The sequence below is a fragment of the Agromyces sp. NPDC029043 genome, from assembly GCF_055564615.1.
This window is the reverse complement of the sequence record NZ_JBVHVX010000006.1, coordinates 178548-204823: the sequence shown is the minus strand read 5'-3', so window position 1 is coordinate 204823 and position 26276 is coordinate 178548. Positions and strand designations below refer to the sequence as shown.

The 26276-nt window shown below is 73.5% G+C and carries 22 protein-coding genes; 4 read left to right on the top strand and 18 right to left on the bottom strand.

The window, feature by feature from the left end:
- Window positions 1–220 precede the first annotated feature (220 nt).
- From ACZ4TW_RS10450 to ACZ4TW_RS10420, 7 genes are read right to left on the bottom strand one after another with little or no spacing between them, the layout of a single operon-like run.
- On the bottom strand, window positions 221–1414 hold the full coding sequence (locus tag ACZ4TW_RS10450) for a cytochrome P450 (protein ID WP_465542647.1): 1194 nt from the start codon (window positions 1412–1414) through the stop codon (window positions 221–223).
- On the bottom strand, window positions 1408–2457 hold the full coding sequence (locus tag ACZ4TW_RS10445) for a 3-oxoacyl-ACP synthase III family protein (protein ID WP_465542646.1): 1050 nt from the start codon (window positions 2455–2457) through the stop codon (window positions 1408–1410). The genes ACZ4TW_RS10450 and ACZ4TW_RS10445 overlap by 7 nt, the downstream gene beginning before the upstream one ends.
- Window positions 2454–3863 carry a glycosyltransferase family protein gene (locus ACZ4TW_RS10440; protein WP_465542645.1) on the bottom strand — a complete coding sequence of 470 codons (1410 nt, stop codon included), beginning with the start codon at window positions 3861–3863 and terminating at the stop codon, window positions 2454–2456. Before ACZ4TW_RS10440 ends, ACZ4TW_RS10445 begins: the two co-directional genes overlap by 4 nt.
- Window positions 3860–4456 (bottom strand): hypothetical protein, encoded by a 597-nt coding sequence (locus ACZ4TW_RS10435; RefSeq protein WP_465542644.1) that lies wholly within the window; start codon window positions 4454–4456, stop codon window positions 3860–3862. Before ACZ4TW_RS10435 ends, ACZ4TW_RS10440 begins: the two co-directional genes overlap by 4 nt.
- Window positions 4453–5637 carry a glycosyltransferase gene (locus tag ACZ4TW_RS10430; protein WP_465542643.1) on the bottom strand — a complete coding sequence of 395 codons (1185 nt, stop codon included), beginning with the start codon at window positions 5635–5637 and terminating at the stop codon, window positions 4453–4455. The genes ACZ4TW_RS10435 and ACZ4TW_RS10430 overlap by 4 nt, the downstream gene beginning before the upstream one ends.
- Entirely contained in the window at window positions 5634–6632 is a 999-nt protein-coding gene (locus ACZ4TW_RS10425) for an NAD-dependent epimerase/dehydratase family protein (protein WP_465542642.1), read from the bottom strand. Before ACZ4TW_RS10425 ends, ACZ4TW_RS10430 begins: the two co-directional genes overlap by 4 nt.
- Window positions 6625–8034 carry a F390 synthetase-related protein gene (locus ACZ4TW_RS10420; RefSeq protein WP_465542641.1) on the bottom strand — a complete coding sequence of 470 codons (1410 nt, stop codon included), beginning with the start codon at window positions 8032–8034 and terminating at the stop codon, window positions 6625–6627. The genes ACZ4TW_RS10425 and ACZ4TW_RS10420 overlap by 8 nt, the downstream gene beginning before the upstream one ends.
- 535 nt (window positions 8035–8569) lie before the next feature.
- On the opposite strand from ACZ4TW_RS10420, the gene ACZ4TW_RS10415 reads away from it, so the two are divergent.
- Window positions 8570–9460 (top strand): DUF559 domain-containing protein, encoded by an 891-nt coding sequence (locus ACZ4TW_RS10415; RefSeq protein ID WP_465542640.1) that lies wholly within the window; start codon window positions 8570–8572, stop codon window positions 9458–9460.
- Window positions 9461–9919: 459 nt separating this feature from the next.
- Here the strand turns inward: ACZ4TW_RS10415 and ACZ4TW_RS10410 are convergent, their stop codons facing one another.
- Entirely contained in the window at window positions 9920–10999 is a 1080-nt protein-coding gene (locus ACZ4TW_RS10410; RefSeq protein WP_465542639.1) for a glycerophosphodiester phosphodiesterase family protein, read from the bottom strand.
- A 159-nt stretch (window positions 11000–11158) separates the two neighbouring features.
- Between ACZ4TW_RS10410 and ACZ4TW_RS10405 the strand changes: the two genes are divergently transcribed.
- Window positions 11159–11965, top strand: coding sequence for a Bax inhibitor-1/YccA family protein (locus ACZ4TW_RS10405; protein WP_465542638.1), 807 nt, complete (start codon window positions 11159–11161; stop codon window positions 11963–11965).
- Between the two features lie 60 nt (window positions 11966–12025).
- On the opposite strand, the gene ACZ4TW_RS10400 is transcribed toward ACZ4TW_RS10405, so the two are convergent.
- The 9 genes from ACZ4TW_RS10400 to ACZ4TW_RS10360 form a co-directional block, all read right to left on the bottom strand.
- Window positions 12026–13327, bottom strand: coding sequence for an RNA polymerase sigma factor (locus tag ACZ4TW_RS10400; RefSeq protein ID WP_465542637.1), 1302 nt, complete (start codon window positions 13325–13327; stop codon window positions 12026–12028).
- A 10-nt stretch (window positions 13328–13337) separates the two neighbouring features.
- A complete protein-coding gene (locus ACZ4TW_RS10395) occupies window positions 13338–13793 on the bottom strand; it encodes a YciI family protein (protein ID WP_465542636.1) in 456 nt (151 codons plus the stop codon).
- A 138-nt stretch (window positions 13794–13931) separates the two neighbouring features.
- A complete protein-coding gene (locus ACZ4TW_RS10390) occupies window positions 13932–14876 on the bottom strand; it encodes an L-lactate dehydrogenase (protein WP_465542635.1) in 945 nt (314 codons plus the stop codon).
- A gap of 18 nt (window positions 14877–14894) precedes the next feature.
- Entirely contained in the window at window positions 14895–16469 is a 1575-nt protein-coding gene (gene guaA, locus ACZ4TW_RS10385; protein WP_465542634.1) for a glutamine-hydrolyzing GMP synthase, read from the bottom strand.
- The gene (locus ACZ4TW_RS10380) at window positions 16466–16954 is read right to left on the bottom strand and encodes a DUF3817 domain-containing protein (protein WP_465542633.1); all 489 of its coding nucleotides are present in this window, start codon (window positions 16952–16954) and stop codon (window positions 16466–16468) included. Before ACZ4TW_RS10380 ends, guaA begins: the two co-directional genes overlap by 4 nt.
- A 63-nt stretch (window positions 16955–17017) precedes the next feature.
- Complete coding sequence (locus ACZ4TW_RS10375; RefSeq protein WP_465542632.1) at window positions 17018–17989, bottom strand: S1C family serine protease; 972 nt, start codon at window positions 17987–17989, stop codon at window positions 17018–17020.
- A 62-nt stretch (window positions 17990–18051) separates the two neighbouring features.
- On the bottom strand, window positions 18052–18873 hold the full coding sequence (locus ACZ4TW_RS10370) for an SURF1 family protein (RefSeq protein ID WP_465542631.1): 822 nt from the start codon (window positions 18871–18873) through the stop codon (window positions 18052–18054).
- Between the two features lie 68 nt (window positions 18874–18941).
- The gene (locus ACZ4TW_RS10365; protein WP_465542630.1) at window positions 18942–20672 is read right to left on the bottom strand and encodes a glycerol-3-phosphate dehydrogenase/oxidase; all 1731 of its coding nucleotides are present in this window, start codon (window positions 20670–20672) and stop codon (window positions 18942–18944) included.
- A 108-nt stretch (window positions 20673–20780) separates the two neighbouring features.
- Window positions 20781–21905 carry a GuaB3 family IMP dehydrogenase-related protein gene (locus ACZ4TW_RS10360; RefSeq protein ID WP_465542629.1) on the bottom strand — a complete coding sequence of 375 codons (1125 nt, stop codon included), beginning with the start codon at window positions 21903–21905 and terminating at the stop codon, window positions 20781–20783.
- A gap of 87 nt (window positions 21906–21992) precedes the next feature.
- Here ACZ4TW_RS10360 and ACZ4TW_RS10355 point away from each other — a divergent pair, with 87 nt between their 5' ends.
- A complete protein-coding gene (locus ACZ4TW_RS10355; RefSeq protein ID WP_465542628.1) occupies window positions 21993–23156 on the top strand; it encodes a MalY/PatB family protein in 1164 nt (387 codons plus the stop codon).
- Between the two features lie 30 nt (window positions 23157–23186).
- Here ACZ4TW_RS10355 and guaB read toward each other — a convergent pair whose 3' ends face one another.
- Window positions 23187–24689 carry an IMP dehydrogenase gene (gene guaB, locus ACZ4TW_RS10350; RefSeq protein WP_465542627.1) on the bottom strand — a complete coding sequence of 501 codons (1503 nt, stop codon included), beginning with the start codon at window positions 24687–24689 and terminating at the stop codon, window positions 23187–23189.
- 247 nt (window positions 24690–24936) lie between these two features.
- Between guaB and ACZ4TW_RS10345 the strand changes: the two genes are divergently transcribed.
- A complete protein-coding gene (locus tag ACZ4TW_RS10345; RefSeq protein ID WP_465542626.1) occupies window positions 24937–26262 on the top strand; it encodes a branched-chain amino acid ABC transporter permease in 1326 nt (441 codons plus the stop codon).
- The last annotated feature ends 14 nt before the right edge of the window (window positions 26263–26276 follow it).

Sequence of the window (26276 nt, the reverse complement as noted above, 5' to 3'; positions counted from 1 at the left end):
AGTCTAGGCGCGCCATCCGACACCGCCCCCGCCCGCGCCCTTCCCCGGTCATCGCCATCGCCCGAGCACCCCGCCACATCCGCGAATCCCGCGTTCGTGCGGGTCCACCCACACAACGGCGTGACTCGACGCCCCGGGGATGGCACCGAGCACCGGCCACATACGCGAATCCCGCGTTCGCGCGGGTCCACCCGCACAAAGGCGTGACTCGCGGGGGTCGTCACGCCGGGCCGAGGTCGACGCGCGCGTACCCCGGGATCAGGACGCCGCGCGCGACGCGCCGCGAGCGAACCGCGAGCGGCCGGGCCGCGGCCGCGTCGAGCACGGCGCCGACGAGCCCGCGCACCTGCGCCATCGCGAGCGGCGCGCCGAGGCAGAAGTGCGCGCCCGCGCCGAACCACAGCTGCCGGAGGCTGGCCGCGGGGTTGCCCGCCGGGTCGAACCCCGGCGCGATCCGGTTCGCCAGGAACGTCGCGAGGATGACGCGGTCTCCCGGCCGCGCGGCCACGTCGCCGATCACGGCGTCGCGCACGGTGCTGCGAAGCATGACCGGCGACGGCGTCGTGACGCGAAGCCCCTCGGCGACCGCCGCGTCGACGTTCGCGCGGTCGACGGCGAGCCGGGCGAGCCATCCGGTGTCGGAGAGCAGGCAGACGAGCCGCGGCAGGTAGGCGACGAGCGTCTCGGTGCCGGTCAGCACGAAGGCACCGACGGCGCCGAGCGACTCCTGCTGGTCGAGCCCGAGTTCGCGCATGCGCCCGGGCACGGTCGCGGGGTCGCCCGCGCGCCACGCCGCCGCGGCGTGCGCGGTCAGCTCGGCCATCACCGATCGCGCGTGCCGCACCTGCGCCGGCGTCATCCGCGGCCGCGAGAGGCGCACCGCACCGGTCACGGTCGCGATGCGCCGGAACAGCCGGTCGTCGACCACGTCGGGCGGCAGTCCCACGAGCGTGCTGATCACGGCGCTCGCGCAGTGCCGCGCGGCGGCCACGAGCTCGACGGTCCGCCCGGCGGCGAGCGCCGCCCCGAGCTCGGCGTACGGCGCCGCGAGCGTGCGATCCACGAGCTCGCCGACCGCCGCGGGCGTGAACAGCGGCGCGAGACGCCGCCGCAGCTCGGCGTGCTCGGCGCCCTCCATGTTGAGCAGCACGCGCGGTCCGAGCACGGGCGTCCACAGGTCGCTCGGCGCCCCCGGGCCCTGCTTGGCGAACGACGTCGGGTCCATCAGCACGGCCCTCAGCAGCGCGGCATCCGTCACCACCACCCCGAGGCCCGGCACGCGCACCACCGGGCGGCGGATGGCGCACAGCAGCGGGTACGCGACCGGGTGCGCCGCCCGCATCACGCGCTCCTCCCACCGCGCGGCCGTCGCCGCCCCGGCGGGGGGCCGGAGGCGCGGCGCCGCGATCACCACCGCAGCACCGTGACCCCGAGGCTGATGCCGCCCGCGAGCCCGACGAGTGCGACGAGGCTCCCGGGCTGCACGCGCCCCTGCTCGACCGCTCGGTGCAGCTGCACGGGCAGCGACACGCTCGCGAGGTTGCCGTGCGCCGAGATCGTCTCCTCGGTGACCGCCGGGTCGACGCCGAGCAGTTCGACGATTCGGCGGTGCATCGGCAGCGCGACCTGGTGCACGGCGACGAAGTGGAGCTCGTCGTGCCGCACGCCCACGGCCGCGAGGGTGTCGTGGAAGATGCCGAGCCCCACTCGCCGGAACGCGCGCTCGAGCGCGCGACCGTTCATGTCGAAGTAGCTGCCGCCGATCGCGTGCGGGTTGACCGAGCCGCCGGTCGGCAGCGTGCCGACCTGCCAGTACTCGGAGTGCGCGGCGAACCGGCTGCCGATGATGCCGACGCCCGGCTCGTCGCTCGCCTCGAGCAGCACCGCCGCGCCGCCGTCGCTCATCGTGTACCCGGGGAACGACCGCAGGAACTGCGCGGCCGACTCGAGCCGCCAGCGCACCGCGTGCGACGGCTGCTCGCCGCTCACGACGAGCGCGCGCCGCGCCTGGCCGGTGGCGATGAGGGCCTCGGCGACCTGCATGCCCTGCAGCAGGCTGTTGCACGCGTTCTTGACGTCCATGACGGATGCCGCGACGCCGAGCTTCGCGGCGACGATGTGCGCGGTCGCGGGCTCGATGAGGTCCTGGCTCGCGGACGCGAACACGAGCAGGTCGACGGGTCCGGGGGACTGCTCGAGCGCGCGTCGGGCGGCCGCGACCGCGAGGTCGGACGTCTGCCAGCCGTCGGGCCGCACGTGCACGCCGCGCACGCCCGTGAGCCGGCCGATGAGGCCCGAGGGCAGGCGCAGCCCGGGGTTCTCGGCGGCGAGCCGCGACTCGGTGTCGGCCGTCATGCGCCGCTCGTCGGGCAGGAACACGCCGAGCCCGGCGATGCGGGCGGCGGTGATCCAGCGCGGGGTGGGGTGCGTTCGCGGGGCCTCGGTGATGAGGGTCATGTTCGTGCTCCACTCGCCCGGCCGCCGGCGGGCCGGGAGGTCGTCAGGGCGCGCTCGATGAGGTCGGCGGCGCCGACCGCGCCGTCCCACCGCGCGCAGGCGTCGCGGAACCGGGCCAGGGCGGCGAGGCGGGCGGCGGATGGCGCGAGCGCGCGCCGCACCGCCGCGGCGAGGGCGTCCGCCCCCGTCGGGCCCGCGCGCAGGGCCCGCGCGTCGAGCCGCTCGGCGAGGTCGTGGTGCACGAGGCGCGCCGCGACATCCGGCTGGTCGTAGTCGACCGGCACGACGACAGCGGGCCGCCCGGCGGCGAGCGTCGCCTGCGCCACGCCGGTGCCGCCGTGGTGCACGACGGCGTCGTACCGGTCGAGGCGGTCGTAGTCGACGTAGTCGAGCACGCGTCGGTGACCGGATGTCGCCGCCCCGGCCGGCGCCGGCAGGTCGCTGCCGCCCAGGGAGAGGTCGAGCGCCACGTCGGGGAGGCGCTCGCCGAGCGCGGCCAGCAGGTCGACGAGGCGCGCCTTCTCGGGCGCGAGGTGGGTGCCGAACGCGACGAGCACGCGCGGGTGCGGGCGCGCATCGGGGTGGGCGTGGGTTCGCGGCTCGGCGTCGCTTCGCGACCGCGCGCCATCCGACCCCGCACCGACCACCGGATGCCGCCCCGCATCGACGCCCCACGCTCCGGGCCGTCCGGGCGGCGAGTACCGCACCGGACCGACGAACCGCACGGCGGACGGCCAGGAACGCGGCAGCTCGAGCTCGGGGAGGCCGAGCGCGAGGATCGTGTCAGGCGAGTACGCCTGCTCGGTGCCGTCGGCGCGGAAGGCGCCCGTGAAGCCCAGCTCTCGCAGGGGGCGGGCGTTGAGCGCGACGACGCCGCGCTTGAAGGCGCGCACGCTCGCGCGGGCGAGCGCGTCGCGGGCGTGACCGGCCGGCCCGCGCGGCGGGAGCAGGCCGCCGCAGTACGACGGCGTGCCATCCGTCGACCCGATCGCGGCCGGCGACGGCATCGCGGTGAACCACCGCGCGCCGTGGCGGACGGCCGCGACGCCGGCGACCGGCAGCGTGAAGTCGGCCGCGACCACCGCGGGCGGGTCGGCCGCGAAGCGCGCGTCGAGCTCGTCGCGGATGGCGCCCAGCACGCCGAGGGTCGCGCGGAACTGGCGGTGCAACCGCACGGGATGTCGACCGATGCGTTCGACGGGGTCGGCGATCGCCGTGACCGTCGCGTCGTCGGCCGACGCGAGGATCTCGGCCTCGAGGCCCGACGCCTCGATGCGCGCCCGCGCGGCGGCGGTGCTCACGACCCGCACCGGGATGCCGCGCCGCGCGAGTTCCACCCCGATGCCGAGCATGGGGTGCAGGTGCCCGGCGAACGGCGGCGCGACGAGCGCGACGTGCCCGCTCACGGCGCGGGCTCCGATGCGGCGGAGAGGGGGTGCAGCGCGTCGGCTTCGCGCAGCCGAGCGACCGCGTGCACCGCGATGGCGCGGAACTGGGTTGAGCGGAGGTAGTCGAGATGCCCCGCGTCGATCACGTGGTCGGGGTGCCGGGCCGACCGCCGAGCGAGGCGGTCGCGGCGCCCCACCACCGTCTCGACGCTCGCGTGCGGGCGCGACCGCGCGACCGGCCCGTAGGCGAGCACGTGCACGCCGGCGAGCGCGCCCTCGGGAAGGCGCAGGTTCGCGAGCAGCTCGAGACCGCAGCTGCCCGCCAGCACGAGCGTGCGGTCGGCCCGCGCGAGCACCTCGCGGACGGCGTCGCCGTGACGGCGCGCGAACGCGGCCCGCCGCGACGCGACGAAGTCGCGGGCGTTGCGCACGCTCGCGAGCGGCAGCGGCGTGCGCCGCCACCCCGCGCTCGCGGCGGCGTACGGGAAGTTGACGTCGAGGCGCTCGTGACCGCTGAGTGGGAGCGCGTCGAGGAAGGCCCGCTGATCGGGCGAGAGCGCCGTGCTCGACGGATCGCTGCGTCCCGTGAGGAAGCACACGAGGAGGCTCATCGGGTCGCCTCCTCGAACCGGTCGTCGGCGTGCACGACGTACCGGCTCGCACGCCAGACGATCCGGCGGTCGACGAGCGCACCAGCGAACTGCACCGGCAGCGCGAGCTCGGCGGCGAGCGACCGCGCCGGATCGTGGCGAACGCGGCCCGCCAGGGCGCGCTGCGCCCCCGCGATCACGCCCGAACGGACGGCCGCGACCGCGAGGGCGACGGCGACGCGCGGCAGGGTCGGCCGGGCGGCGGCGAGCGCGAGGACCGCGGCGAGCAGTGCCGACGGCAGCGCGTACGCGGAGACGAGCGCGGCGCGCCATCCGCTCGGCTCGGCTCGCAGCGCCAGCCGCGCGAAGACCATCCACCGATGCATCAGCTCGCGGTAGCGTCGCCCGTCGGGCACCGTCGTCGAGACGACCTGCGGCACCTCGGTCTGGTCGATGACGCCGCCCGCGGTGCGCACCGCCGTCGCGATCGCGAGGTCGTCGGCGAGCCGGCGCTGCAACGGCGCGAAGCCGCCCAGCCGGGTGAGCGTGCTGCGGCGCATGGCCCACGTCATGCCGTTGACCGCTCGGGCAGATCCGAACGCCGCGATCGGCAGGTAGGTGAGGATCGCCTGGTCGTTCACGAACTGCGCCACGAGCCGCGACCATCTTCCCGGCCCCGCGTCGTAGGCCGGCAGGCCCGTGCTGAGGTCGGCGATGCGCAGCCCGTCGAGCAGCGCCGCGACGCCCGCCGCGGTCACGCGAGTGTCGTCGTCGACCACGGCGAACGCCTCGGTGTCGAGGTGGTCCTCGGCGAGCGCGAGCTTGAACGCCTTCGGCGCGGCGCCGGGCGGGCATGGCGGGCAGTCGACGAGGTCGACCGCGGCGAGCGGATGGCGCGCCCGCGCGGCCTCGGCGGCTCGACGCCCCTCCAGGTCGCGCGCGTCGACGAGCCACAGCACGCGCGACCGCGGACAGGCCTCGAGCGTCGCGGCGAGTGCGTCCTCGAGCTGCGGGTCGCCCGAGAGGATCGGCTGCACGATCGTGAGCTCCTCGGGCGGGATCGGCGCGATCCCCGCCGCCGTCGCGGCCCGGAGCCGGGCGCGGCGACGTCGGACCGCGACCGCGGCGAGGATGGCCTTGGCCGCGAGCACGCCGACGTAGGCCATCCCGGCCCCGGTCGCGACGCGGTCGGCGGTCCTCATCGAGCCCGCCCCGCGATCGGGCTGCGGCGCCGGGCCGCCGCGATCGTGCGCTCGATCGCCTCGTCCATGCCGATCGCGGGCGCGCCGAACAGCCCGCGCGCGAGCGACACGTCGAACGTCTTCGACGACGCCAGCAACCACACGGCGTATCGGGTGAGCGGCGGTTCGCCCCTCAGCCGGCCGAGCCGCCACGCGCCCTCCGCGGCCGCGGCCAGCGCGAGCGCCGCGCCCCGGCCCAGGGTGCGGCGCGGCTCGGGCAGGCCGAGCTCGCGGAGGATGCGCGCGATCGTGGGCATGATCGGCACGGGCTCGCCGCTCGCGAGGTTCACCTCGGTGCGCGCGAGCCCGGGTGCGAGCGCCGCCGCGATCAGCTGGTCGACGAGCACGTCGATGTAGACGAGGTCGCCGACGGCCGGATCGTCGGGGTCGCCGAGGAACGGGAGGCGGCCGCTCGCCGCGGCCTCCACGATCCTGGGCAGCAGCGTCGTGTCGCCGGGGCCGAAGACCGCACGCGGGCGCACGATGACCCAGTCGCCCGGATGGCGCCGCACGAGCTCCTCGCTCTCGTGCTTCGTGCGCGCGTACTCGTTCAGGAAGCGCGGACCGATCGGGCTCGCCTCGCTGATCCCGAACTGGTCGGCGGGCCGATAGAAGACCGAGCTCGACGAGACGTGGACGACGCGTGTCGTGCCGGCCCGGCGGGCGAGGTCGAGCACGTTCGCCGTGGCCTCCACGTTCTGCGCGCGGTACTCGGCGCGCGTGCCCCACTGCGTCGCCCGTGCGGCGGCGTGCACGATCACGTCGGGACGGAACGCCGGGCCGAACGGCAGCTCGACCGGGCGCGACAGGTCGAGGCTCGCGACATCCGGCGCATCGACCCGGCGGCGGCCGATGCCGCGCACCTCGACATCGTCGCGACCGCGCAGCGCGCGCAGGAGCGCACCGCCGACGAAACCGGTCGCGCCGGTCACGAGTACCGTGGTGCGCTCAGGCATGCGCGGCCTCGGCCTCGCTCAACGTCGCGAGCGATGCGACGGGCTCGGCGGGCCGGGCGGCCTCGGCGCGCCGGATCCTGACGAGCTTGTCGCCGGGCGCCGGCGGCGTCCACGCCCCGAAGCGCAGTTCCGGATGTCGCGCCCCCACGGCGTCGAACAGCTCGCCGAGGCTCCGGCTCACGGCCGCCTCGAGCGCGCCATCCCGTTGCGCGTCGCCCGTGCGCCGTACCGCGACGTCGAGCCGGCCGGCCGACCAGCGGATCGCCCAGTCCGCGCCCACGGTGCCGGCGGCGCCGGCGACGCCGGCCGTGAGCGCCATGGCCATCGCCCGGCGGAGGGTGTCGGGGAAGATCCGGATGGCGCGACCGTCGGCGCCGACCACCTCGACGACCTCGTCGGCGCGGCCCTCCACCGCCTCGATCCACCGCGCCGGGTCGCCGCACGCGCACGGCGTCACCTCCGGCGGGAGCCGGAGCACGTCGTCGAGCCGGTATCGCACGACGAGTTGCGTGCGCCGCTCGAGGTCGGTCACGATCGGCGTGAACCGCGTCCGGGCGGCGTCGAGCCATTCGGGTTCGAAGACCGCGCCGTGCTCGTTCAGGTGCAGTCGCCCGTGCGCGCAGTCGATCCCGAGCAGGCCCTCGGTCGCCTGGTAGACGCGGCGCGGGCGCGTCCCCCACGTGCGCTCGACGAGACGCGCGTCGGCATCGTCGAGCACCTCGGCCACGGCGACCACCACGCGCGGCGCGACCGCGAGCTCGCCGCGCTCGGCGGCACGCGCGAGCTCGGCGAGCACGGTCGACGGTGCGACGAGCACGTCGGGCCGGGCGGCCGCGACGGCCGCGAGCACCTGAGCGAACGGGGCCACGAGGTCGACGAACGAGAACGCGAGACGTCGGCTCGCGACCGACTCGTACAGGGTGCTGTTCGCGCGCAGGCAGAACGCGATCCGCAGCGGCGGCCGCCAGGGCGTCACGAGCTGCACGAGGCTCCGCCGGTCGAGCAGGCGGCCGAGCACCGTGCCCGCCCACGCCAGGCGCTCGCGCTCGTCGACGAGGAACACGCCGGGCCGCCCCGACGTGCCGCTCGAGAGCCCGATCGTGAGGCCGCCCGGGAGCAGCCCCGAGAAGTCGCGCGAGCGCTCGGCGGTGCGTGCCGCGGCGAGCGCCGTCTCGAGGTCGATGCCGTGCACGTTGAAGCCCGCGAAGTCGGCGAGCACGGTCGCCTTGTCGACGACCGGCAGGTCGCCGAGCGCCGCGTACCCCGTCGCATACCGAGCCGCCCGCGGCATCCGCTCGCGCAGCAGTCGACGGATGGCTCGGCGCCGGTGTCGCGCGAGACCGCCGGGCGTCTGCAGCCGGACGCCCCAGCGTGCCCGCGCGAACGAGGTCACCGCGCCCATCCGTCCCCCGTCCGCCCGTCGGCGCCGCGGGCGTTCCCGCGCGCTGCTGGATCCTATCGAGCCCCCACCCCCGCCCTCCATCGCGCCCCGCGTGTTTCCGCGGGTCCGTTCCCACCTCTCTCGCGAATCCCGCGTTTCTGCGGGTCCACCCGCACGAACCCGGAACTCGCGAGGCACCACCCGCCCGAGGCGTCGCGTCGGCCTCCCCGCCGGCCTCCCCGCCCCCTCTCCCCTACCGCCTCCTTCGCGAATCCCGCGTTTCTGCGGGTCGACCCGCATCAACTCGGAACTCGCGAGGCACCAATCCGCTCGGAGCGTCGCGGCCGCCTCCCCGCCGCCCTCGCCCCCGCCTCCGCCTCCCCCTACCGCCTCTTTCGCGAATCCCGCGTTTGGGCGGGTTCACCCGCGCAAACGCGGGATTCGCGCGAGGGGTCCTACCGCGACTCGTCCTGCACACGCACATACCCGGTCGACGAAATCCCCGCTTTGGCCGTCCGGACACCAGGGCAGGTGGACGTCCGGGATCGTCGTTGACATGGTGCGCCGCGCTTTCCTCCCCCTCGAGTTCCGCATCGCGCCCTTCCACATCAGCGAAGCCGCCGGCCGGGGCGTTCAGCCGTCACGACTCCGGGCCGCCGACCTCGTGCGCCCCTACCGCGGCGTCCGCGCGATCTCTCCGCCCGCGACGCTGCGGGAACGATGCGACGCCTACCTGAGGCGGATGCCGGGCGAGCACTGGTTCAGCCACGCCACCGCGGCGCAGCTCTGGGGCATGCCGCTCCCGCGTCGCGTCGAGCAGGACCCGCGTCTGCACGTCGGCTCGGCTCGCCGGGAGCCGCAGGCCGTGGGTGTCGTCGGCCACCGTGCGAAGCGGCGCCCCGAGGTGCGCCGACACCTCGGGCTGCCCGTCCTCGCGCCGGCTGAGGCCTGGTGCCAGCTCGGCAGCCTGCTCGCGCTCGACGAACTCGTGGAGGCGGGCGACCGCCTGCTCGGCTGGCCGACCCCGCTGTGCTCGCCTGACGAGTTGGATGCCGCCATCGCGCGGTTCGGGTCGCGCCGCGGCGCGAAGAAGGTCCGGGCGGCGCGGGAACGCCTCCGCGCCGGGTCCGCGTCGCCGCGCGAGACCCGGCTGCGCGAACTGCTCGTCGTCGCCGGCCTGCCCGAGCCGGCGCTGAACCAGCCGATCCGGCTGGCCGACGGCAGCTCGACGCCGGGCGATCTCGTCTACGCGGAGTATCGCGTCGTCGTCGAGTACGACGGCGAGCAGCACCGCGAGGACCCCGCCCAGTTCGGCCGCGACGTCGATCGGCTCAACGCCCTCTCGGTGGCCGGCTGGGTCGTGGTGCGGATCCGGAAGGACATGAGCGATTCGACGGTGGTGGCCTTGGTCACGGCTGCGCTCCAGTCCCGCGGATGGCGCGCCTGACCAGTCGCGCCGGCCCTCTCGGGTGCTCGCCTGCGCACCGCCGACGTGCGCGAATCCCGGGTTTCCGCGGGTGCACCCGCACGAACTCGGTACTCGGGGGAAGACGAGGTGGCTCGAACGCGCCGCCCTCGCGTGCTCGCCTGCGCGGGCCGACGTGCGCGAATCCCGGGTTTCCGCGGGTGCACCCGCACGAACGCGGAACTCGCGGGAGAACGAGGTGACGAGTACCACGCTCCCCACGCGCGAATCCCGAGTTGCTGCGGGTGCACCCGCACGAACGCGGAACTCGCGGGAGAACGAGGTGGCGAGCACCACGCTCCCCCGCGCGAATCCCGAGTTGCTGCGGGTGCACCCGCGCGAACTCGGTACTCGCGGGAGAACGGGGTGGCGCGAACGCGCCGGGATTTGGGAAGCGAGGGTCGCGAGCGAAGGAGCGGACACGCGGGCGGCGACGGCGCGTCACGCGCCGGCGAGCGCGCGACGCGCCTCGATCCCGAGATCGGGGTGGTCGAGGAAGACCCCGTCGACGCCAGTGGACATGATGCGCGTGAATTCGCCGATCCAGTCGCCCCAGGCGCCGCGCGACGCCCCGCGACGGTAGGGCTGCGCGAGGAAGCGGTTCTCGGGGCGCAGGGTCCACGTGAAGACGGCCAGGCCCGCGGCGTGCGCCGCATCGACGAGCTCGGAGCCCCGCAGCGGTGCGCCGGGCGCGACCCGACGGGCGGCCGACGCGACATCCGTCGACGAACGCGGCCCGCCGACGAGGCGACGCTTTCCCACGCTGACCCCGTCGACCACGCCGGCCAGTCCGAGCAGGCCCTCCTCGGTGACGAACGAGTCGTACGTGCGCGCCCGGCCACCGGATGTCGCGGCCGCGGCGACGAGGTCGGCGGGAGCACCGGCATCCTCGACGAGCAGGACCTTGGCGCCCCCGATGCCCCGGTCGCGCAGGCGCTCGAGCAGGGTCGGCTCGAACGACTCGGAGATGAGCCGGTCGTCGCCGCGGCCCCACCCGCCCGCGGCGAGCTCGGCCGCGAACAGCTCGTCGAGCGGCAGTCCGAGCGCGGCGAAGTGGGTCGCGTGCTTGAACTCGGCCACGAGTCCGATCGCGCGGCCCGACTCGTCGGATGCGCCGTCGAGCAGGCCGAGCAGGTCGCGGAACCGGATCACCGGATACCGCCGATCGAACGTCGCGCCGTGCTGTCGCACGGCGCCGAGCCGCTCGGTCGCACGCAGCGTCGCCAGTTCGGCCCACGTGAAGTCCTCGGTGAACCAGCCCGTGAGCGCGGTGCCGTCGACCTCGCGCGTGGTGCGCTTGGACGCGAACTCGGCGCGGGAGGCGACATCCGTCGTACCCGAGATCTCATTCTCGTGCCGAAGCACCAGCACGCCGTCGCGCGTCGCGACGAGGTCGGGTTCGACCGCGTCGGCGCCGAGCGCGAACGCCAGGCGATACGACGCCTCGGTGTGCTCGGGACGGTACCCCGGCGCGCCGCGGTGCCCGATGACCAAGGGACGCTCGGCAGGGCCTGGCAGCATCCCCCCAGCGTAGCCACGGGTGCACGGGCACCCGCGGAATGTCGCGGGAATTCACGGCGTTGACACGGATGAACCCGGTAGGTTGGAGGGACGCGACCAGATCGGTCCGCGTGATTCCCCTCCACCCGACGGAAAGCCGAAAGCAGAGGAACCACAGCAATGGCTCTCAACAACCCCGCCTTCTCACGTAACGAGGCGTTCTCCAACCAGGGGGCGGTGGCTGTCGCACAGGACATGTCCGCCCAGCAACTGCGTGACATGTACAACCAGCCCGCCACGCTCCCCGACCGCGAGGTCATGACGATCGAGGACTCGATCGCCAAGGCGGCCGCGTCGTTCGGCGTGCTGCTCGTCGGCGCGGCGATCGGCTGGCTCACGGTGCAGACGGTGCCGTTCCTCTGGATCGGCGCGGGCATCGCCGGCTTCGTCCTCGCCCTCGTCAACATCTTCAAGAAGGAGCCGTCGCCGGCCCTCGTCCTCGCGTACGCGGGCGTCCAGGGCATCTTCGTCGGCGGCATCTCGGCGTGGTACGAGCTCGCCTACGGCGGCGGCATCGTCGCGCAGGCGGTCATCGCCACGCTCGTCGTCGTCGGCGTGACGCTCGCGCTGTTCGCGTCGGGCAAGATCCGTGCGTCGGCTCGTGCCACGAAGATCTTCCTGATCGCGATGGTCGGGTACGTCGTGTTCTCGCTCGTGAACTTCGGCCTGATCCTGTTCGGCGTGACCGATGATCCCTGGGGCCTCCGGGGAGCCGAGATCATGGGCATCCCGCTGGGCCTCGTCATCGGCGTGCTGGTCGTGATCATGGCCGCCTACTCGCTCGTGCTCGACTTCGACTTCATCCAGCAGGGCGTGCGCAACCGCATCCCGAAGAAGTACGCGTGGACCGGCGCCTTCGGCATCATGGTCACGGTCATCTGGCTGTACCTCGAGATCCTGCGCATCCTCGCGATCACGCGCGACTAGCCCGCGCCGCATCACGCATCGCGAACGGGCCGTCCCTCCGGGGGCGGCCCGTTCCGCGTCTCAGTGCGCGTCCGGCCGCGCGGCCCGCGCGAGCAGCACCGCCCGCTCGCGCTCGTTCGCGGTGAGGCGCGCCGCCTCCGCGAACGCCTCGCGCGCGTCATCCGCCCGCCCGAGCCGCTCGAGCAGCTCGGCCCGCACCGCCTGCAGCGGGTGGTACCGCGCGAGCCGTCCGTCGGCCGCGAGCCCGTCGACGATCGCGAGCCCCGCCCCCGCGCCATCCGCCATCGCGACGGCCACCGCACGGTTCAGGTCGACGACCGGTGACGGCGCCACCTGCCCCAGCGCCTCGTAGAGCGCCACGATGGTCGGCCAGTCGGTGTCGTCGACGGATGCCGCGACGTCGTGCTGCTCGGCGATCGCCGCCTGCAGCGCATAGGGCCCGCGACCGCGCCCGATCGCGTCGGCGCGCGCGAGCGCCGCCCGCCCGCGCGTGATCGCCGAGCGATCCCACCGGCGCCGGTCCTGGTCGGCGAGCAGTACGGGGTCGCCGTGCGGGTCGAGCCGCGCGGGGAATCGTGCTGCGGTGAGCTCCATGAGCGCGACCAGCCCGTGCACCTCGGGCTCGCGGGGCACCAGGCCCGCCAGGACGCGCGCGAGCCTGAGCGCCTCGCGACTGAGCTCGGGCCGCATGAGGTCGGACCCCGCCGACGCCGAGTGCCCCTCGTTGAAGATCAGGTACAGCACGCCGAGCACCGTGCCGAGCCGGGCCGGGAACTCCGAACGCGGCGGCACCTCGAACGGCACCCCGGCGTCGCCGAGCGTCTTCTTGGCGCGCACGATGCGCTGCTGCACCGTCGACACGGGCGTGAGGAACGCCCGCGCGATCTCCTCCGTCGTGAGTCCGCCGACCACGCGCAGCGTGAGCGCGACGCGCGCCTCGCGCGAGAGCACCGGATGGCACGACACGAACACGAGGCGGAGCACGTCGTCGTCGATCGCGTCGGGGTCGTACGGCAGGTCGCCCGTGGCATCCGCCGCCTCGGCCTGCTCGCGTTCGAGGTCGTGCGCGATGGCGGCCAGCCGCTCGTCGTAGCGCTCGCGGCGGCGCCATCCGTCGATCGCCCGGCGCTTGGCGACCGCGGTCAGCCACGCCCCTGGGTTGGCCGGGATGCCCGAGGCGGGCCACTGCGCGAGCGCTTCGGCGAGCGCGTCCTGCGCCAGGTCCTCGGCGAGCGCGAAGTCGCCGACCATGCGGGTGAGCGTCGCGACGATGCGCGCGGACTCGATGCGCCACACCGCCGCGACGGCCCGCCGGGCGGACTCGGGGTCCGCGGGGCGGGCCGTCGCGGCATCCGTCGTCACGGCCGGGGACTCAGGCCTTCGCGGCCGCGCGGCGGGCCTCCTCGGCCAGGCGCTCGGCCTGCTCGGCGCGCCAGCCGACCTCCTTCTGGATCCACTCGTTGTCCTGCGGGAAGTCCTCGATCTCGGACACGCGACGCACCTCGAGCTTCGCGCCGGGACCGAGCGGGCAGCGCTTGGCCCACTCCGCGGCCTCCTCGGCGCTGGAGACGTCGAGGATCCAGAAGCCGTTGAACAGCTCCTTCGTCTCGCCGTAGGGGCCGTCGGTGACGAGCGGCGGCTCGGCCGAGAAGTCGACGACGAAGCCCTCGCTCGCATCGGTCAGGCCCTCGCCGGCGAGCATCACGCCCGCCTTCATCAGCTCCTCGTTGTACCGGCCCATCGCCTCGATGACCTGGTCGAAGGGGATGTCCTGGTAGGCCTCGACGGCTTCGTCGGTGGCCCGCATGATCAGCATGTACCTCGCCATGGTGGTTCGCTCCTCGCGTGTTCGGGTCGCCCTTCGACCCTCTCATTCCTGACGTCGAACGGGAAGGCGCCGGATCGACACGCTCGCGAACATTTCGGCGGATCGGACAAGCGGATGGTGCATCGGCCGGCGACCGCCTCAGATGCCGAGGGTCGCGCCCGCCGCTCTGATCGCGTCGGCGGATGCCGCGAGCAGCCCCTCCTCGTCGGCCGACATCGGCGTCTCGGCGAGCACCGCGGCGCCGTCGCCGCCGACCACGCTCGGGAGCGATAGAGCGACGCCCTCGAGACCGCGCACGCTCGACAGGACGGTGCTCACGGGCAGCACCGCGCGCTCGTCGCGCAGCACGGCCTCGACGATGCGCGCGCCGGTCAGACCGATGGCGTAGTTCGTGGCCCCCTTGCCGCGGATGACCGTGTACGCGGCGTTGCGCACCTCGTGCGCGATGCCGTCGAGCTCGTCGCGCGTGAACGGCTCGCCGCCGCGCCAGTCGAGGATCGGCACCGGCCCGATGCGCGCGTTCGACCACAGCGGGAACTCGGTGTCGCCGTGCTCGCCGACGATGTCGGCATGCACGCTCGCGGTGGCGACCCCGGCCCGGGCGGCGAGCAGCCAGCGCAGGCGGGAGGTGTCGAGCACGGTGCCGGATCCGAACACACGCTCGGGCGGCAGTCCGCTGATGCGCTGCGCGGCGAGCGTCAGCACGTCGACGGGATTCGTGACCAGCACGTAGACCGCGTCGGGCGCGCGCTCGAGCAGGCCAGGCAGCAGCCGCTCGAGGATGCCGACGTTGGTGCCCGCGAGCTCCATCCGGCTCTGCCCGGGCTGCTGCTTCGCGCCGGCGGTGATCACGACGACGTGCGAGCCCGCCACCGCGTCGAGGTCGGCCCCGCCACTCACGCGCGATCGCGTGAACTGGGTGCCGTGCGCGAGGTCGAGCACCTCGGCGTCGACCTTCTCACGGGCGATGTCGTAGAGCGCGACCTCTGATGCGGACTCGCGGATGAGCGCGGCGTACGCGAGGCTCGTGCCCACGCTCCCCGCCCCGACGACCGACAGCTTCGAGTTCTCGACGACGCCCATGCGGCTCAGGCTAGCGAATCACTCCCACTCGATGGTGCCCGGCGGCTTCGACGTGACGTCGAGCACGACGCGGTTGACCTCGCGCACCTCGTTGGTGATGCGGTTCGAGATCTTCGCGAGCACGTCGTAGGGCAGGCGCGTCCAGTCGGCGGTCATCGCGTCTTCCGACGAGACCGGGCGCAGCACGATGGGATGGCCGTAGGTGCGGCCGTCGCCCTGCACGCCCACCGAGCGCACGTCGGCGAGGAGCACGACCGGGCACTGCCAGATCTCCTGGTCGAGGCCCGCCGCGGTGAGCTCGGCGCGCGCGATGGCGTCGGCCTCGCGCAGCACCTCGAGCCGGTCGCGCGTGACCTCGCCGACGATGCGGATGCCGAGGCCGGGCCCGGGGAACGGCTGGCGGCCGACGATGGCCTCGGGCAGGCCGAGCTCGCGGCCGATGGCGCGCACCTCGTCCTTGAAGAGGGCGCGCAGCGGCTCGACGAGCTCGAACTGCAGGTCTTCCGGCAGGCCGCCGACGTTGTGGTGGCTCTTGATGTTCGCGGTCCCGGTGCCGCCGCCCGACTCGACCACGTCGGGGTAGAGCGTGCCCTGCACGAGGAAGCGGATCGGCTCGCCGTCGGCCTCGGCCTCGGCGACCAGGTCTCGCTCGGCGCGCTCGAACGCCCTGATGAACTCGCGGCCGATGATCTTGCGCTTCTCCTCGGGGTCGCTGACCCCGGCGAGCGCGTCGAGGAACGTGTCCCGCGCGTCGACCGTGACGAGGCGGATGCCGGTCGCGGCGACGTAGTCGACCTCGACCTGCTTGCGCTCGTCCTTCCGGAGCAGGCCGTGGTCGACGAACACGCATACGAGCTGGTCGCCGACGGCCTCGTGCACGATCGCGGCGGCGACCGCGGAGTCGACGCCGCCCGAGAGGCCCGCGATGACGCGGCCCGAGCCGACCTGCTCCCGGATGCGCGCGACCTGCTCGGCGATGACGTTGCCGGAGTTCCAGTCGGCGGGGATGCCCGCGGCCTTGTGCAGGAAGTTCTCGATGACATCCTGGCCGAACGGCGAGTGCTTCACCTCGGGGTGCCACTGCACGCCGTAGAAGCCCTGCTCGTCGTTCGCGAACGCCGCGACGGGCGTCGTGGCGGTCGATGCGAGCACCTCGAAGCCGTCGGGCGCGACCGCGACGGAGTCGCCGTGGCTCATCCACACGGTCTGGTGCTCGGGCTGCCCGCCGAGCAGCGCGTTGCCGTCGACGCGGACGGTCGCCGCCGTCGACCCGTACTCGCGGTAGCCGGTGTGCGCGACCTCGCCGCCGAGCTGCTGCGCCATGACCTGGAACCCGTAGCAGATGCCGAGCGTGGGCACGCCCAGCTCGAGGATGCCGGGGTCGAGCGCGGGCGCCCCCTCCTCGTACACCGACGACGGCCCACCCGAGAGCACGATGCCGATCGGGTCCTTCGCGGCCACCTCCTCGGCCGAGATGGTGTGCGGCACGATCTCGGAGTAGACGGATGCCTCGCGCACGCGTCGCGCGATCAGCTGCGCGTACTGCGCGCCGAAGTCGACGACGAGCACCGGGCGCTGCTGGGTCTCGCTCACTGGGCGGCCTCCACGGACTCGGACTCGGACTCAGGGCGCGGGGCCGCGGCATCCGCTTCACGCTCGGCCAGGTACGCGCGCACCTCGCGCCCGATGCGGGCCTCGAGGAAGAAGGACAGGAACGGCACGATGCCGCCGGAGGCCAGGAGGAGCAGGCGCCAGAACGGCCAGCGCATCAGGCTCCACAGCCGGAAGTTGCTGAACAGGTACACGACGTAGAACCAGCCGTGCGCGATGAGGATGCCGGTCGAGAGGTTGACGCCCTGGCCGGTGGACTCGAGGCCCTCGGCGGTCTCGACGACGGGCTCGAACGAGAGCAGGCCGTTCGGGCCGAACGCGTAGAGCTCGAGGTGCCACACGTACTTCAGGAGCATCTCGGCGCACAGCAGCAGCAGCATGACGCCCGTGATGTTCGACGCGATCATGTAGAACTTCAGGGCCCCGCGGATACGCGGGAAATCGGCCGGTTTGGGCTCGAGGGGCATGACGTCCAGTCTACGGGGCGGTGGACTGGGCGATTCCCGAGTCGGATCGCGCGGGGGCGCCGATCAGGCGCCCGAGAGCTCGCGCGGCACCACGAACACGTCCACGAGCGCGCCGCCGCGCCACACGGTCATCTCCACCTCGCGGTCGATCGCGTCCTCGACCATGAGGCGCTGGATCGACGTCGCGGTCACGATGTCGGTGCCGTCGAGGCTCACGGCGATGTCGCCGGGGCGGATGTTCGCGGCCTCCGCCGGGCTCCCCGTCACGACCGCCGTCACCTGCAGCCCGGTGGGCGATCCGATGCGCTCGGCGAGGGCCGGGGCGAGGCGCACCTGCGCGCCGGCGATGCCGAGCCACGCGCGCCGGACGCGGCCGTGCGCGACGAGCGCGTCGATGATCGCGCGCGTCGCCGGGTTGATGGGCACCGCGAGTCCCAGGCCGATGCCGGCGACGGCCGTGTTGACCCCGACCATGCGGCCCTGTCCGTCGGCGAGCGCGCCGCCGCTGTTGCCGGGGTTCAGCGCGGCATCCGTCTGGATCACCTCGTCGACCACCCGGCCCGCGGCCGTCGGCAGGGAGCGGCCGAGGTTCGACACGATGCCCGCGGTCACGCTGCCGGCGAAGCCGAGCGGCGTGCCGAGGGCGACCACGAGCTGGCCGACGCGCAGCTCGCGTGCGTCGCCGAGCGGCACCGGCGCGGGCACGGCACCGTGCGCCCGCAGCACCGCGAGGTCGGAGAGGGGGTCGCGGCCGATCACGTCGGCGGTCATCGCGGTGCCGTCGCCGAACGCCGCCTCCGCGCGGTCGGCGCCCGCGACGACGTGCGCGCTCGTCAGGAGCACGCCGTCGGCGGAGACCACGCTCGCACTGCCGGTGCCCTGCCCGCGCCGCGAGCGCACGGCGAGGCTCGCCATGCTCGGCAGCAGCTCCCGGGCCACGCGGGTGACAACGCGCGAGTACGCGTCGAGGGGGTCCTCGGCGCGGGCGTCGGCGCCGTCCCGGGGGTCGGGTCGCTCGGTCGGATCGTCGCTCACACCGGCATCCTCGCCCCGCGAGCGGATGTCGCGGCCCGAGTTCGCCGCAGGCGGAATGCCGCTCAGCCGTGCGTCGGGTCGCCGCCCGCGCCGGCGCCCGCAGCGGCCGCCGCCTGCTCGGCCTCGAGCTCGGCCTCCTCGCGTTCGCGATGGACCGCGTCCTTCACGAGCCGGTACCAGAGGTACACCGCGAAGCCCGCGAAGACGACCCACTCGATCGCGTAGAAGACGTTGAGCCAGTTCAGCTGGGCCTCCTGCTCCGGCGCGGGCGACGAGATCGCCTCGAGGCCCGCAACGGGGTCGGCTGCGGTGACGTAGCCGAAGTACACGGGGCGATCGTCGTAGTCGGCCCAGATGTTGATGAGGTGGGCGACGGCGACCGTCGTCATCGCGTTCGGGTCGCCGTCGTGATCGGGTGCGACGGGCGCCTCGCTGGGCAGGAAGCGGCCGACGACCTCGACCTCTCCCCCGCCCCGTGCGTCGGCGTCGACCTCGGCGAGCGCGTCGCGCGCCGCCTGCTCGTCGGGCGCCCAGCCGAGCGCGACGGGAAGGCCGCCCGGCGCGGCATCCGTCACCTCGAGGTGGGCGACCACCCACCATCCGGTCACGCCGTCGTTGAGCCGGCCCTGCACGAGCACGGTGTCGCCCGGCACGAGCTCGCCGCGCACCGACACGCGCTGCCCCGTCGCGGCCTGCTCGGTCGGGCCGTCGGGCTGGGCGACGTCGCCGAGCGGGCGCACCTCCTCGGTGGGCCGTTCGACGACGGTGGCCTCGTCGACGGCGCGGCCGACCTGCCACTGCGCGAGGATCGCGAAGCCCGCCGCGACGCCGAGGGCGGCGAGCAGGGCGAGCACCCACCGCGGGCGCAGCATCATCCGGAGCATGTCCCGTGGATTCTATCCGCGCGGGCCGCGCGCTCCCTGCGAGCCCCGGCGCCCGGCCGGGGCCGGAGTCAGTCGACCTTCACGATGTCGGGCGCCTCGAGCCGCACCCGGTCGGCCGACTCGTCGTCGGGCTGCTGCTGCGACGCGCGCTCGGCTGCGACGCGCTGGAGGTAGCGTTCGACCTCGAGCGCCTCGCGATCGGCGTCCCAGCCGAGCACGCCGGCCATGAGCCGCGCCGCGACGGGCGCTGCCGAGACCCCGCGGTCCCAGGCCTCGATCGAGATGCGCGTGCGGCGTGCGAGGACGTCGTCGAGGTGCAGTGCACCCTCGTGCGAAGCCGCGTACACGACCTCGGCGCCGAGGTAGTCGTCGGCGCCCGGCAGCGGCTCGCCGAGCTCGGGCGTCTCCCTGATGAGGTCGAGCAGCTCGTCGGTCAGCGTGCCGTAGCGGTTCAGAAGGTGCTCGATGCGCACCTTGTGCACGCCGAACGCGCGCGCGATCTTGCCTCGCTTGTTCCACGCCGCCTGGTAGCCCTCGGCGCCGAGCAGGGGGATGTCCTGGGTGGTCGAGGGCGGGACCCGGCCGTCGAGCGCGTCGGCGGCCGCGTCGATCGCGTCCTTCGCCATCACGCGGTACGTGGTCCACTTGCCGCCCGCGACGACGACCAGGCCGGGTACGGTGTGCGCGACCACGTGCTCCCGCGAGAGCTTCGAGGTCGACTCGCTCTCGCCCGCGAGCAGCGGCCGCAGGCCGGCGAACACGCCCTCCACGTCCTCCCTCGTGAGCGGGATCGCCATGACGGCGTTGACGTGCTCGAGCAGGTAGTCGATGTCGGCCGCCGTGGCGGCGGGATGCGCCTTGTCGAGGTTCCAGTCGGTGTCGGTCGTGCCGATCAGCCAGTGCCGGCCCCACGGGATGACGAAGAGCACGCTCTTCTCGGTGCGGAAGATCATGCCCATGGCCGACTGGATGCGGTCGCGGGGCACGACGAGGTGGATGCCCTTCGAGGCGCGCACCTTGAACGTGCCGCGCTCGCCGACCATGCGCTGGGTGTCGTCGGTCCACACGCCGGTCGCGTTCACGACCTGCTTCGCGCGGATCTCGAAGTGCTCGTCGGTCTGCAGGTCGTGCGCCTTCACGCCGACCACGCGCTCGCCGACCTTCACGAAGCCCTCGACCTTCACGCGGCTCGCGACGTGCGCGCCGTAGAACGACGCGGTCCGGGCGAGCGACGCCACGTAGCGGGCGTCGTCGACCTGGGCGTCGTAGTAGGTGAGCCCGCCGACGAGCGCGTCGGGCGACAGCGACGGGATGGCGCGGAGCACCTGGCGCTTCGACAGGTGCCGGTGGTGCGGCACGCCCGGCGGCCGACCGCCCGTGTAGCTGAAGATGTCGTAGAGGAGCATGCCCGCGCCGACGTAGAACCGCTCGAACACGCGCTTCTGCAGCGGGTAGAGGAACCGCACGGGCTTCACGAGGTGCGGCGCGATGCGCTGCAGCAGCAGGCCGCGCTCGATGAGCGCCTCGCGCACGAGGCGGAAGTCGAGCTGCTCGAGGTAGCGGATGCCGCCGTGCACGAGCTTCGACGACCGGCTCGAGGTGCCCGACGCCCAGTCCCGGGCCTCGAGGAGCCCGGTCGAGAGCCCGCGGGTGACGGCGTCGAGGGCCGCGCCCGTGCCCACGATGCCGCCGCCGACGACGAGGAGGTCGAGCTCCTTCTCCTTCAGCCGGGCGATCGCCGCCGCTCGTTCCTCGGGTCCGAGCTTGTTCGAACGCGTCACCGACTTCAGTCTCGCCATCGTCGCTCCCCATCCCCGGGCGGACCGCAGCGGAACCGCCCGTCGGCCTCCACGCTACCCGAGCCCCGCGCGCGGGCACCATGGAACCCGCTGGGGGTCCACGGGGAATCAGGCGGACCGGTACGGCGCGACGACGACCTCGACGCGCTGGAACTCCTTGAGGTCGGAGTAGCCGGTGGTGGCCATCGACTTGCGCAGCGCGCCGATGAGGTTCGCGGTGCCGTCGGCCGCGGGCGCGGGCCCGTAGAAGATCTCCTCGAGCGGCGCGACCTGGCCGACCTGGACGCGCTGCCCCCGGGGCAGCTTCGGATGGTGCGCCTCGGCGCCCCAGTGCCATCCGCCCCCGGGCGCATCGGTCGCGCGGGCGAGCGCCGCACCCAGCATGACCGCATCGGCGCCGCAGGCGACCGCCTTGACGATGTCGCCCGACTTGCCGACGCCGCCGTCGGCGATGACGTGAACGTACCGGCCGCCGGACTCGTCGAGGTAGTCGCGGCGTGCGCCCGCGACATCGGCCACCGCCGTGGCCATGGGCGCATGGATGCCGAGCGTGGCGCGCGTGGTCGAGGCCGCGCCGCCGCCGAAGCCGACGAGCACGCCCGCCGCGCCCGTGCGCATGAGGTGCAGCGCTGCGGTGTAGGTGGCCGCGCCGCCAACGATGACCGGCACGTCGAGCTCGTAGATGAACTTCTTGAGGTTCAGCGGCTCGACGCCCTTCGACACGTGCTCGGCCGACACGGTGGTGCCGCGGATGACGAACAGGTCGACGCCGGCCGCGACCACGGTCTCGTACAGCTCCTGCGTGCGCTGCGGCGACAACGCGCCGGCGACCGTGACGCCCGCCGCGCGAATCTCGGCGATGCGCGCCGTGACCAGGTCGGGCTTGATCGGCTCGGCGTACAGCTCCTGCATGCGGGCCGTCGCGCGGTCGTCGTCGAGGTTGCGGATCTCGGCGAGCACGGGCTCGGGGTCTTCGTAGCGGGTCCAGAGGCCCTCGAGGTCGAGCACGCCGAGGCCGCCGAGCTGGCCCATCATGATCGCCGTGCGCGGCGAGACGACCGAGTCCATGGGCGCCGCGAGGAACGGGATGTCGAACTGGTACGCGTCGATCGACCAGCCGACCGAGACGTCTTCCGGGTCGCGCGTGCGCCGGCTCGGCACGATCGCGATGTCGTCGAACGCGTAGACGCGGCGTCCCCGCTTGGAACGGCCGATCTCGATCTCCTGGGTCACCCGTCAACCCTACCGAGCGCGCGCGACACGCGCCTCGTCCGGCTCGAACCGCTGTCGCCGCACGCCGCGGTGGGGCAGGCTGGACCCATGCACCGCGTCGCCGCCGACCCGCTCGACCTGCTCCGCACCCGCACGAGCGCCAAGTGGCGCGCGTACGACGCCGACGTGCTGCCGCTGCCCGTCGCCGAGATGGACTATCCGCTCGCCGAGCCGATCGCGGAGGCGCTGCACGCCGCCGTGCGCCGGTCCGACACGGGCTACAACCCGGGCAGCCGGCCCGTCGCCGACGCGTTCGCCGACTTCGCCGCTGCGCGCCTCGGCTGGGAGCCCGATCCCGCACGCGTCACCTGCACCGCCGACGTGAGCATGGGCATCGTCGAGGTGCTCCGTCGGGTCGTGGAGCCGGGCGAGGGCGTCATCATCAACCCGCCGATCTACCCGCCGTTCTTCGACCTGGTCACCGAGGCGGGCGGCGTCGTGGTCGAGGTGCCGCTCGCCGGCGGCATCGACGAGGGCTGGTCGCTCGACCTGCCGGGCATCGAGTCCGCGTTGGCGACGGGCGCTCGTGCGATGGTGCTCTGCAACCCGCACAACCCCGTCGGACACGTGCACGCCCGCGACGACCTCGCCGCGCTCGCCGAGCTCGCGGCCCGATTCGACGTCACCATCGTCTCCGACGAGGTGCACGGCCCGCTGTCGCAGCCCGAGACGCCGTACACGCCCTTCCTCACCGTGTCGGATGCCGCGCGGGAGCACGGCGTTACCGTCACCGCCGCCTCCAAGGCGTTCAACCTCGCCGGGCTGAAGGCCGCGCTGATGCTGACGGCGAGCGAGCGCGGCGACGCCGTGCGCGCCGGCATGCCCTACGAGGTCGAATGGCGGATGGGACAGTTCGGGTCGATCGCGTCGGTCGCCGCATTCCGGCACGGCGGGTACTGGCTCGACGGCGTGCTCGCCTCGATCGACGACAACCGCCGCCTGCTCGGCGACCTCCTCGCCGACCTGCTCCCCGACGTGCGATACCGGATGCCGCAGGCGAGCTACCTCGCCTGGCTCGACCTCTCCGCGCTCGGGTGGGGCGAGGACCCCGCCGAACGTGCCCTCCACGAGGCGCGCGTGGCGCTCGCCCCGGGGCCGGGATTCGGCCGAGAGGTCGGACGCGGGCACGCCCGGCTCAACCTCGCGTGCTCGCCCGAGGTCCTCTCCGAGGCGATCGCGCGCATCGCCGACGCCCGCTCACCTGTGGAGTAGCACCGGCCGCAGCCCGTTGCGTACCGAGACCTACCGCGTGTAGTTCGGCGCCTCCACGACGAACTGCACGTCGTGCGGGTGCGACTCCTTGAGCCCGGCCGGCGTGATCCGCACGAAGCGGCCCTTGGCCTTGAGCTCGGCCACGGTGCGCGCGCCGACGTAGAACATCGACTGGCGCAGGCCGCCCACGAGCTGGTAGGCCACGGCCGACACCGGGCCGCGATAGGGCACCTGGCCCTCGATGCCCTCGGGGATCAGCTTCTCATCGCTGGGCACGTCGGCCTGGAAGTAGCGATCCTTCGAGTACGAGGTCTTCTTGCCGCGGGTCTGCAGCGCGCCCAGCGAGCCCATGCCGCGGTAGGCCTTGTACTGCTTGCCGTTCTGGAAGACCAGGTCGCCGGGGCTCTCGGCCGTGCCGGCGAGCAGCGAGCCGAGCATGACGGTGTCGGCGCCCGCGACGAGCGCCTTCGCGATGTCGCCCGAGTACTGCAGCCCGCCATCGGCGATGAGCGGAACGCCCGCCGGCCTCGTGGCCTTGGACGCCTCGTACACGGCGGTGACCTGCGGCACGCCCACGCCCGCGACGACGCGCGTGGTGCAGATCGAACCGGGGCCCACGCCGACCTTGACCGCGTCGGCGCCCGCCTCGACAAGCGCCTTCGCGCCCTCGTACGTGGCCACGTTGCCGCCGATCACGTCGATGTGCGCGAACGTCGGGTCGGCCTTGATGCGGCGGATGATGCCCAGCACGCCCGCGGACTCGCCGTTGGCCGTGTCGACCACGAGCACGTCGACGCCCGCGTCGCGCAGCGCCTCGGCCCGCTCCCATGCGTCGCCGAAGAAGCCCATCGCCGCGCCGACGCGCAGGCGGCCCTCGGCATCCTTCGTCGCGTTCGGGTACTGCTCGGACTTGTCGAAGTCCTTGACGGTGATGAGGCCGGTCAGGCGCCCCTCGTCGTCGACGAGCGGCAGCTTCTCGACCTTGTGCTGCGCGAAGATCGCGACGGCCTCGTCGGGGTCCATGCCGACCCGGCCCGTGATGAGCGGCATCTTGGTCATGACATCCGCGACCCTGGTGGCCGGCTTCTCGAAGTCGGAGACGAAGCGCATGTCGCGATTCGTGATGATGCCGACCAGGATGCCGTCGGCGTCGACCACCGGGAGACCCGAGACGCGGTACGTCGCGCAGAGCTGGTCGACCTCGGCGACCGTGGCATCGGGCGTCGTCGTCACCGGGTTCGAGACCATGCCCGACTCGCTGCGCTTGACGCGGTCGACCATCTCGGCCTGCTCGGCGATCGACAGGTTGCGGTGCAGGATGCCGATGCCGCCCTGTCGCGCCATCGCGATGGCCATGCGCGCCTCGGTGACGGTGTCCATCGCGGCGGAGAGGAGGGGCGTGGCCACCGTGATGCGGCGGGTCAGGCGCGAACTGGTGTCGGCCTCGCTCGGGATCACGTCGGTGTGCCCCGGCAGCAGCAGGACGTCGTCGTAGGTGAGTCCCGTGAATCCGAACGGATCGGCGTGATCCATGTCGCCCCTTCGTTTCGAGTCGTGCTCGAACGCGCCGCGCACCGCGGATCACGGGCACGACGCGTCGACGCGGTGGTACACCGAGTTTAAGCGAGTTTGCGCGCCCGGCATTCCCCGGATAACAATCGAGGGCCGTTTGTGAGCCCAGGTGAAACACTTGGGACATAATCGGCACGTACTGTCGACGACGTCGTCGTCAGGAAGCCGGACCCGATCGCAACCCCCGGTCGGGATCTTTGGAGGTGCAGTGGAACCCACGCGAACAGTCCCCACACGATCTCGCGGGAGGTGGCTCCTCCTCTTCGGACTCCTCGTCTCCGCACTCACTCTGTCCGGCATCGCAGCGTCCCCTGCGTTGGCGGACGAAGGGGGTACGGACACGGCGGCCGAAGAGGAGTTCGAGTACTTCCTCAGCGGCAACGTGCAGTTCGAGAACGAGCCCCTGGAGGGCGTCGAGATCGCGGTCGAGGGCAACGGATACGAGGCGTCGACCGAGACCGACGCCGACGGGCGCTGGACGATCGGCGTGCCCGAGAAGGCCGAGTACGAGGTCACGCTCAACGAGGACACGCTCCCCGAGGGCGTCGTCGTCGAGGACGGCCAGTCGACGGTCACGGCCGAGTTCGGGCTCACGAATCGGAAGGCCGTGAACTTCTTCCTCGGCGAAGGGCAGCGCGTCACGACCGACATCGGCGCCCAGGTGCTGATCCGCGTGGTGAACGGCCTGAACTTCGGCCTGCTGCTCGCCCTCGCGGCGATCGGCCTGTCGCTCATCTTCGGAACGACCGGGCTCTCGAACTTCGCCCACGCCGAGATGGTCACGTTCGGTGCGCTCATGATGCTGACCTTCGGCGTCGACCTGGCGCTCCCGGTGTGGCTGGCGCTCATCATCGCGCTCGTGCTGTCGGCCGCCCTCGGGTGGACCCTCGACGCCGCGATCTGGAAGCCGTTGCGACGGCGCGGGGTCGCGTTGATCCCGCTCATGATCGTCAGCATCGGCCTGTCGCTCGCGATCCGGTACACGTACCAGTTCTTCTACGGCGGCGCGACCCGCCAGCTGCCGGGCGCCACGCTCCCCTCCGACATCCGCATCGGGCCGATCGCCCTCTCGTGGATCGACGTGGTCAGCATGGTCACCTCGATCGTGGTGCTCCTCGCCGTCGCCTACTTCCTGCTCCGCACCCGGATCGGCAAGGCGACGCGCGCGGTGTCCGACAACGCCCCGCTCGCGGCCGCGAGCGGCATCGACGTCGACCGCGTCATCCGCATCGTCTGGGTGGTGGGCGGCACGCTCGCCGGCCTCTCCGGCATCCTCTGGGCGTACTTCCGCCCGGGCGTGAGCTGGGACATGGGCTTCCAGATCCTGCTGCTCATCTTCGCCGCGGTCACGCTGGGCGGTCTCGGGACCGCGTTCGGAGCGCTCGTCGGCTCACTGATCGTGGGCCTGTTCGTGGAGCTCTCGACGCTCTGGATCCCGAGCGACATGAAGTACGTCGGCGCGCTCGTCGTGCTCATCCTCGTGCTGCTGTTCCGACCGCAGGGCATCCTCGGTCGCCGCGAGAGAATCGGTTAAGGAGCGACGACCAT

Bases quoted from the DNA above. Each gene is read 5' to 3' on its own strand.
- ACZ4TW_RS10420 (WP_465542641.1), bottom strand. From the start codon at position 8,034: ATGGGCGCGGTGACCTCGTTCGCGCGGGCACGCTGGGGCGTCCGGCTG.
- guaB (WP_465542627.1), bottom strand. From the start codon at position 24,689: ATGGATCACGCCGATCCGTTCGGATTCACGGGACTCACCTACGACGAC.
- ACZ4TW_RS10425 (WP_465542642.1), bottom strand. From the start codon at position 6,632: ATGCCTGAGCGCACCACGGTACTCGTGACCGGCGCGACCGGTTTCGTC.
- ACZ4TW_RS10445 (WP_465542646.1), bottom strand. From the start codon at position 2,457: ATGACCCTCATCACCGAGGCCCCGCGAACGCACCCCACCCCGCGCTGG.
- ACZ4TW_RS10410 (WP_465542639.1), bottom strand. From the start codon at position 10,999: ATGCTGCCAGGCCCTGCCGAGCGTCCCTTGGTCATCGGGCACCGCGGC.
- ACZ4TW_RS10435 (WP_465542644.1), bottom strand. From the start codon at position 4,456: ATGAGCCTCCTCGTGTGCTTCCTCACGGGACGCAGCGATCCGTCGAGC.
- ACZ4TW_RS10355 (WP_465542628.1), top strand. From the start codon at position 21,993: ATGCACCGCGTCGCCGCCGACCCGCTCGACCTGCTCCGCACCCGCACG.
- ACZ4TW_RS10365 (WP_465542630.1), bottom strand. From the start codon at position 20,672: ATGGCGAGACTGAAGTCGGTGACGCGTTCGAACAAGCTCGGACCCGAG.
- ACZ4TW_RS10415 (WP_465542640.1), top strand. From the start codon at position 8,570: ATGGTGCGCCGCGCTTTCCTCCCCCTCGAGTTCCGCATCGCGCCCTTC.
- ACZ4TW_RS10370 (WP_465542631.1), bottom strand. From the start codon at position 18,873: ATGCTCCGGATGATGCTGCGCCCGCGGTGGGTGCTCGCCCTGCTCGCC.
- ACZ4TW_RS10390 (WP_465542635.1), bottom strand. From the start codon at position 14,876: ATGGGCGTCGTCGAGAACTCGAAGCTGTCGGTCGTCGGGGCGGGGAGC.
- ACZ4TW_RS10405 (WP_465542638.1), top strand. From the start codon at position 11,159: ATGGCTCTCAACAACCCCGCCTTCTCACGTAACGAGGCGTTCTCCAAC.
- ACZ4TW_RS10430 (WP_465542643.1), bottom strand. From the start codon at position 5,637: ATGAGGACCGCCGACCGCGTCGCGACCGGGGCCGGGATGGCCTACGTC.
- ACZ4TW_RS10380 (WP_465542633.1), bottom strand. From the start codon at position 16,954: ATGCCCCTCGAGCCCAAACCGGCCGATTTCCCGCGTATCCGCGGGGCC.
- ACZ4TW_RS10395 (WP_465542636.1), bottom strand. From the start codon at position 13,793: ATGGCGAGGTACATGCTGATCATGCGGGCCACCGACGAAGCCGTCGAG.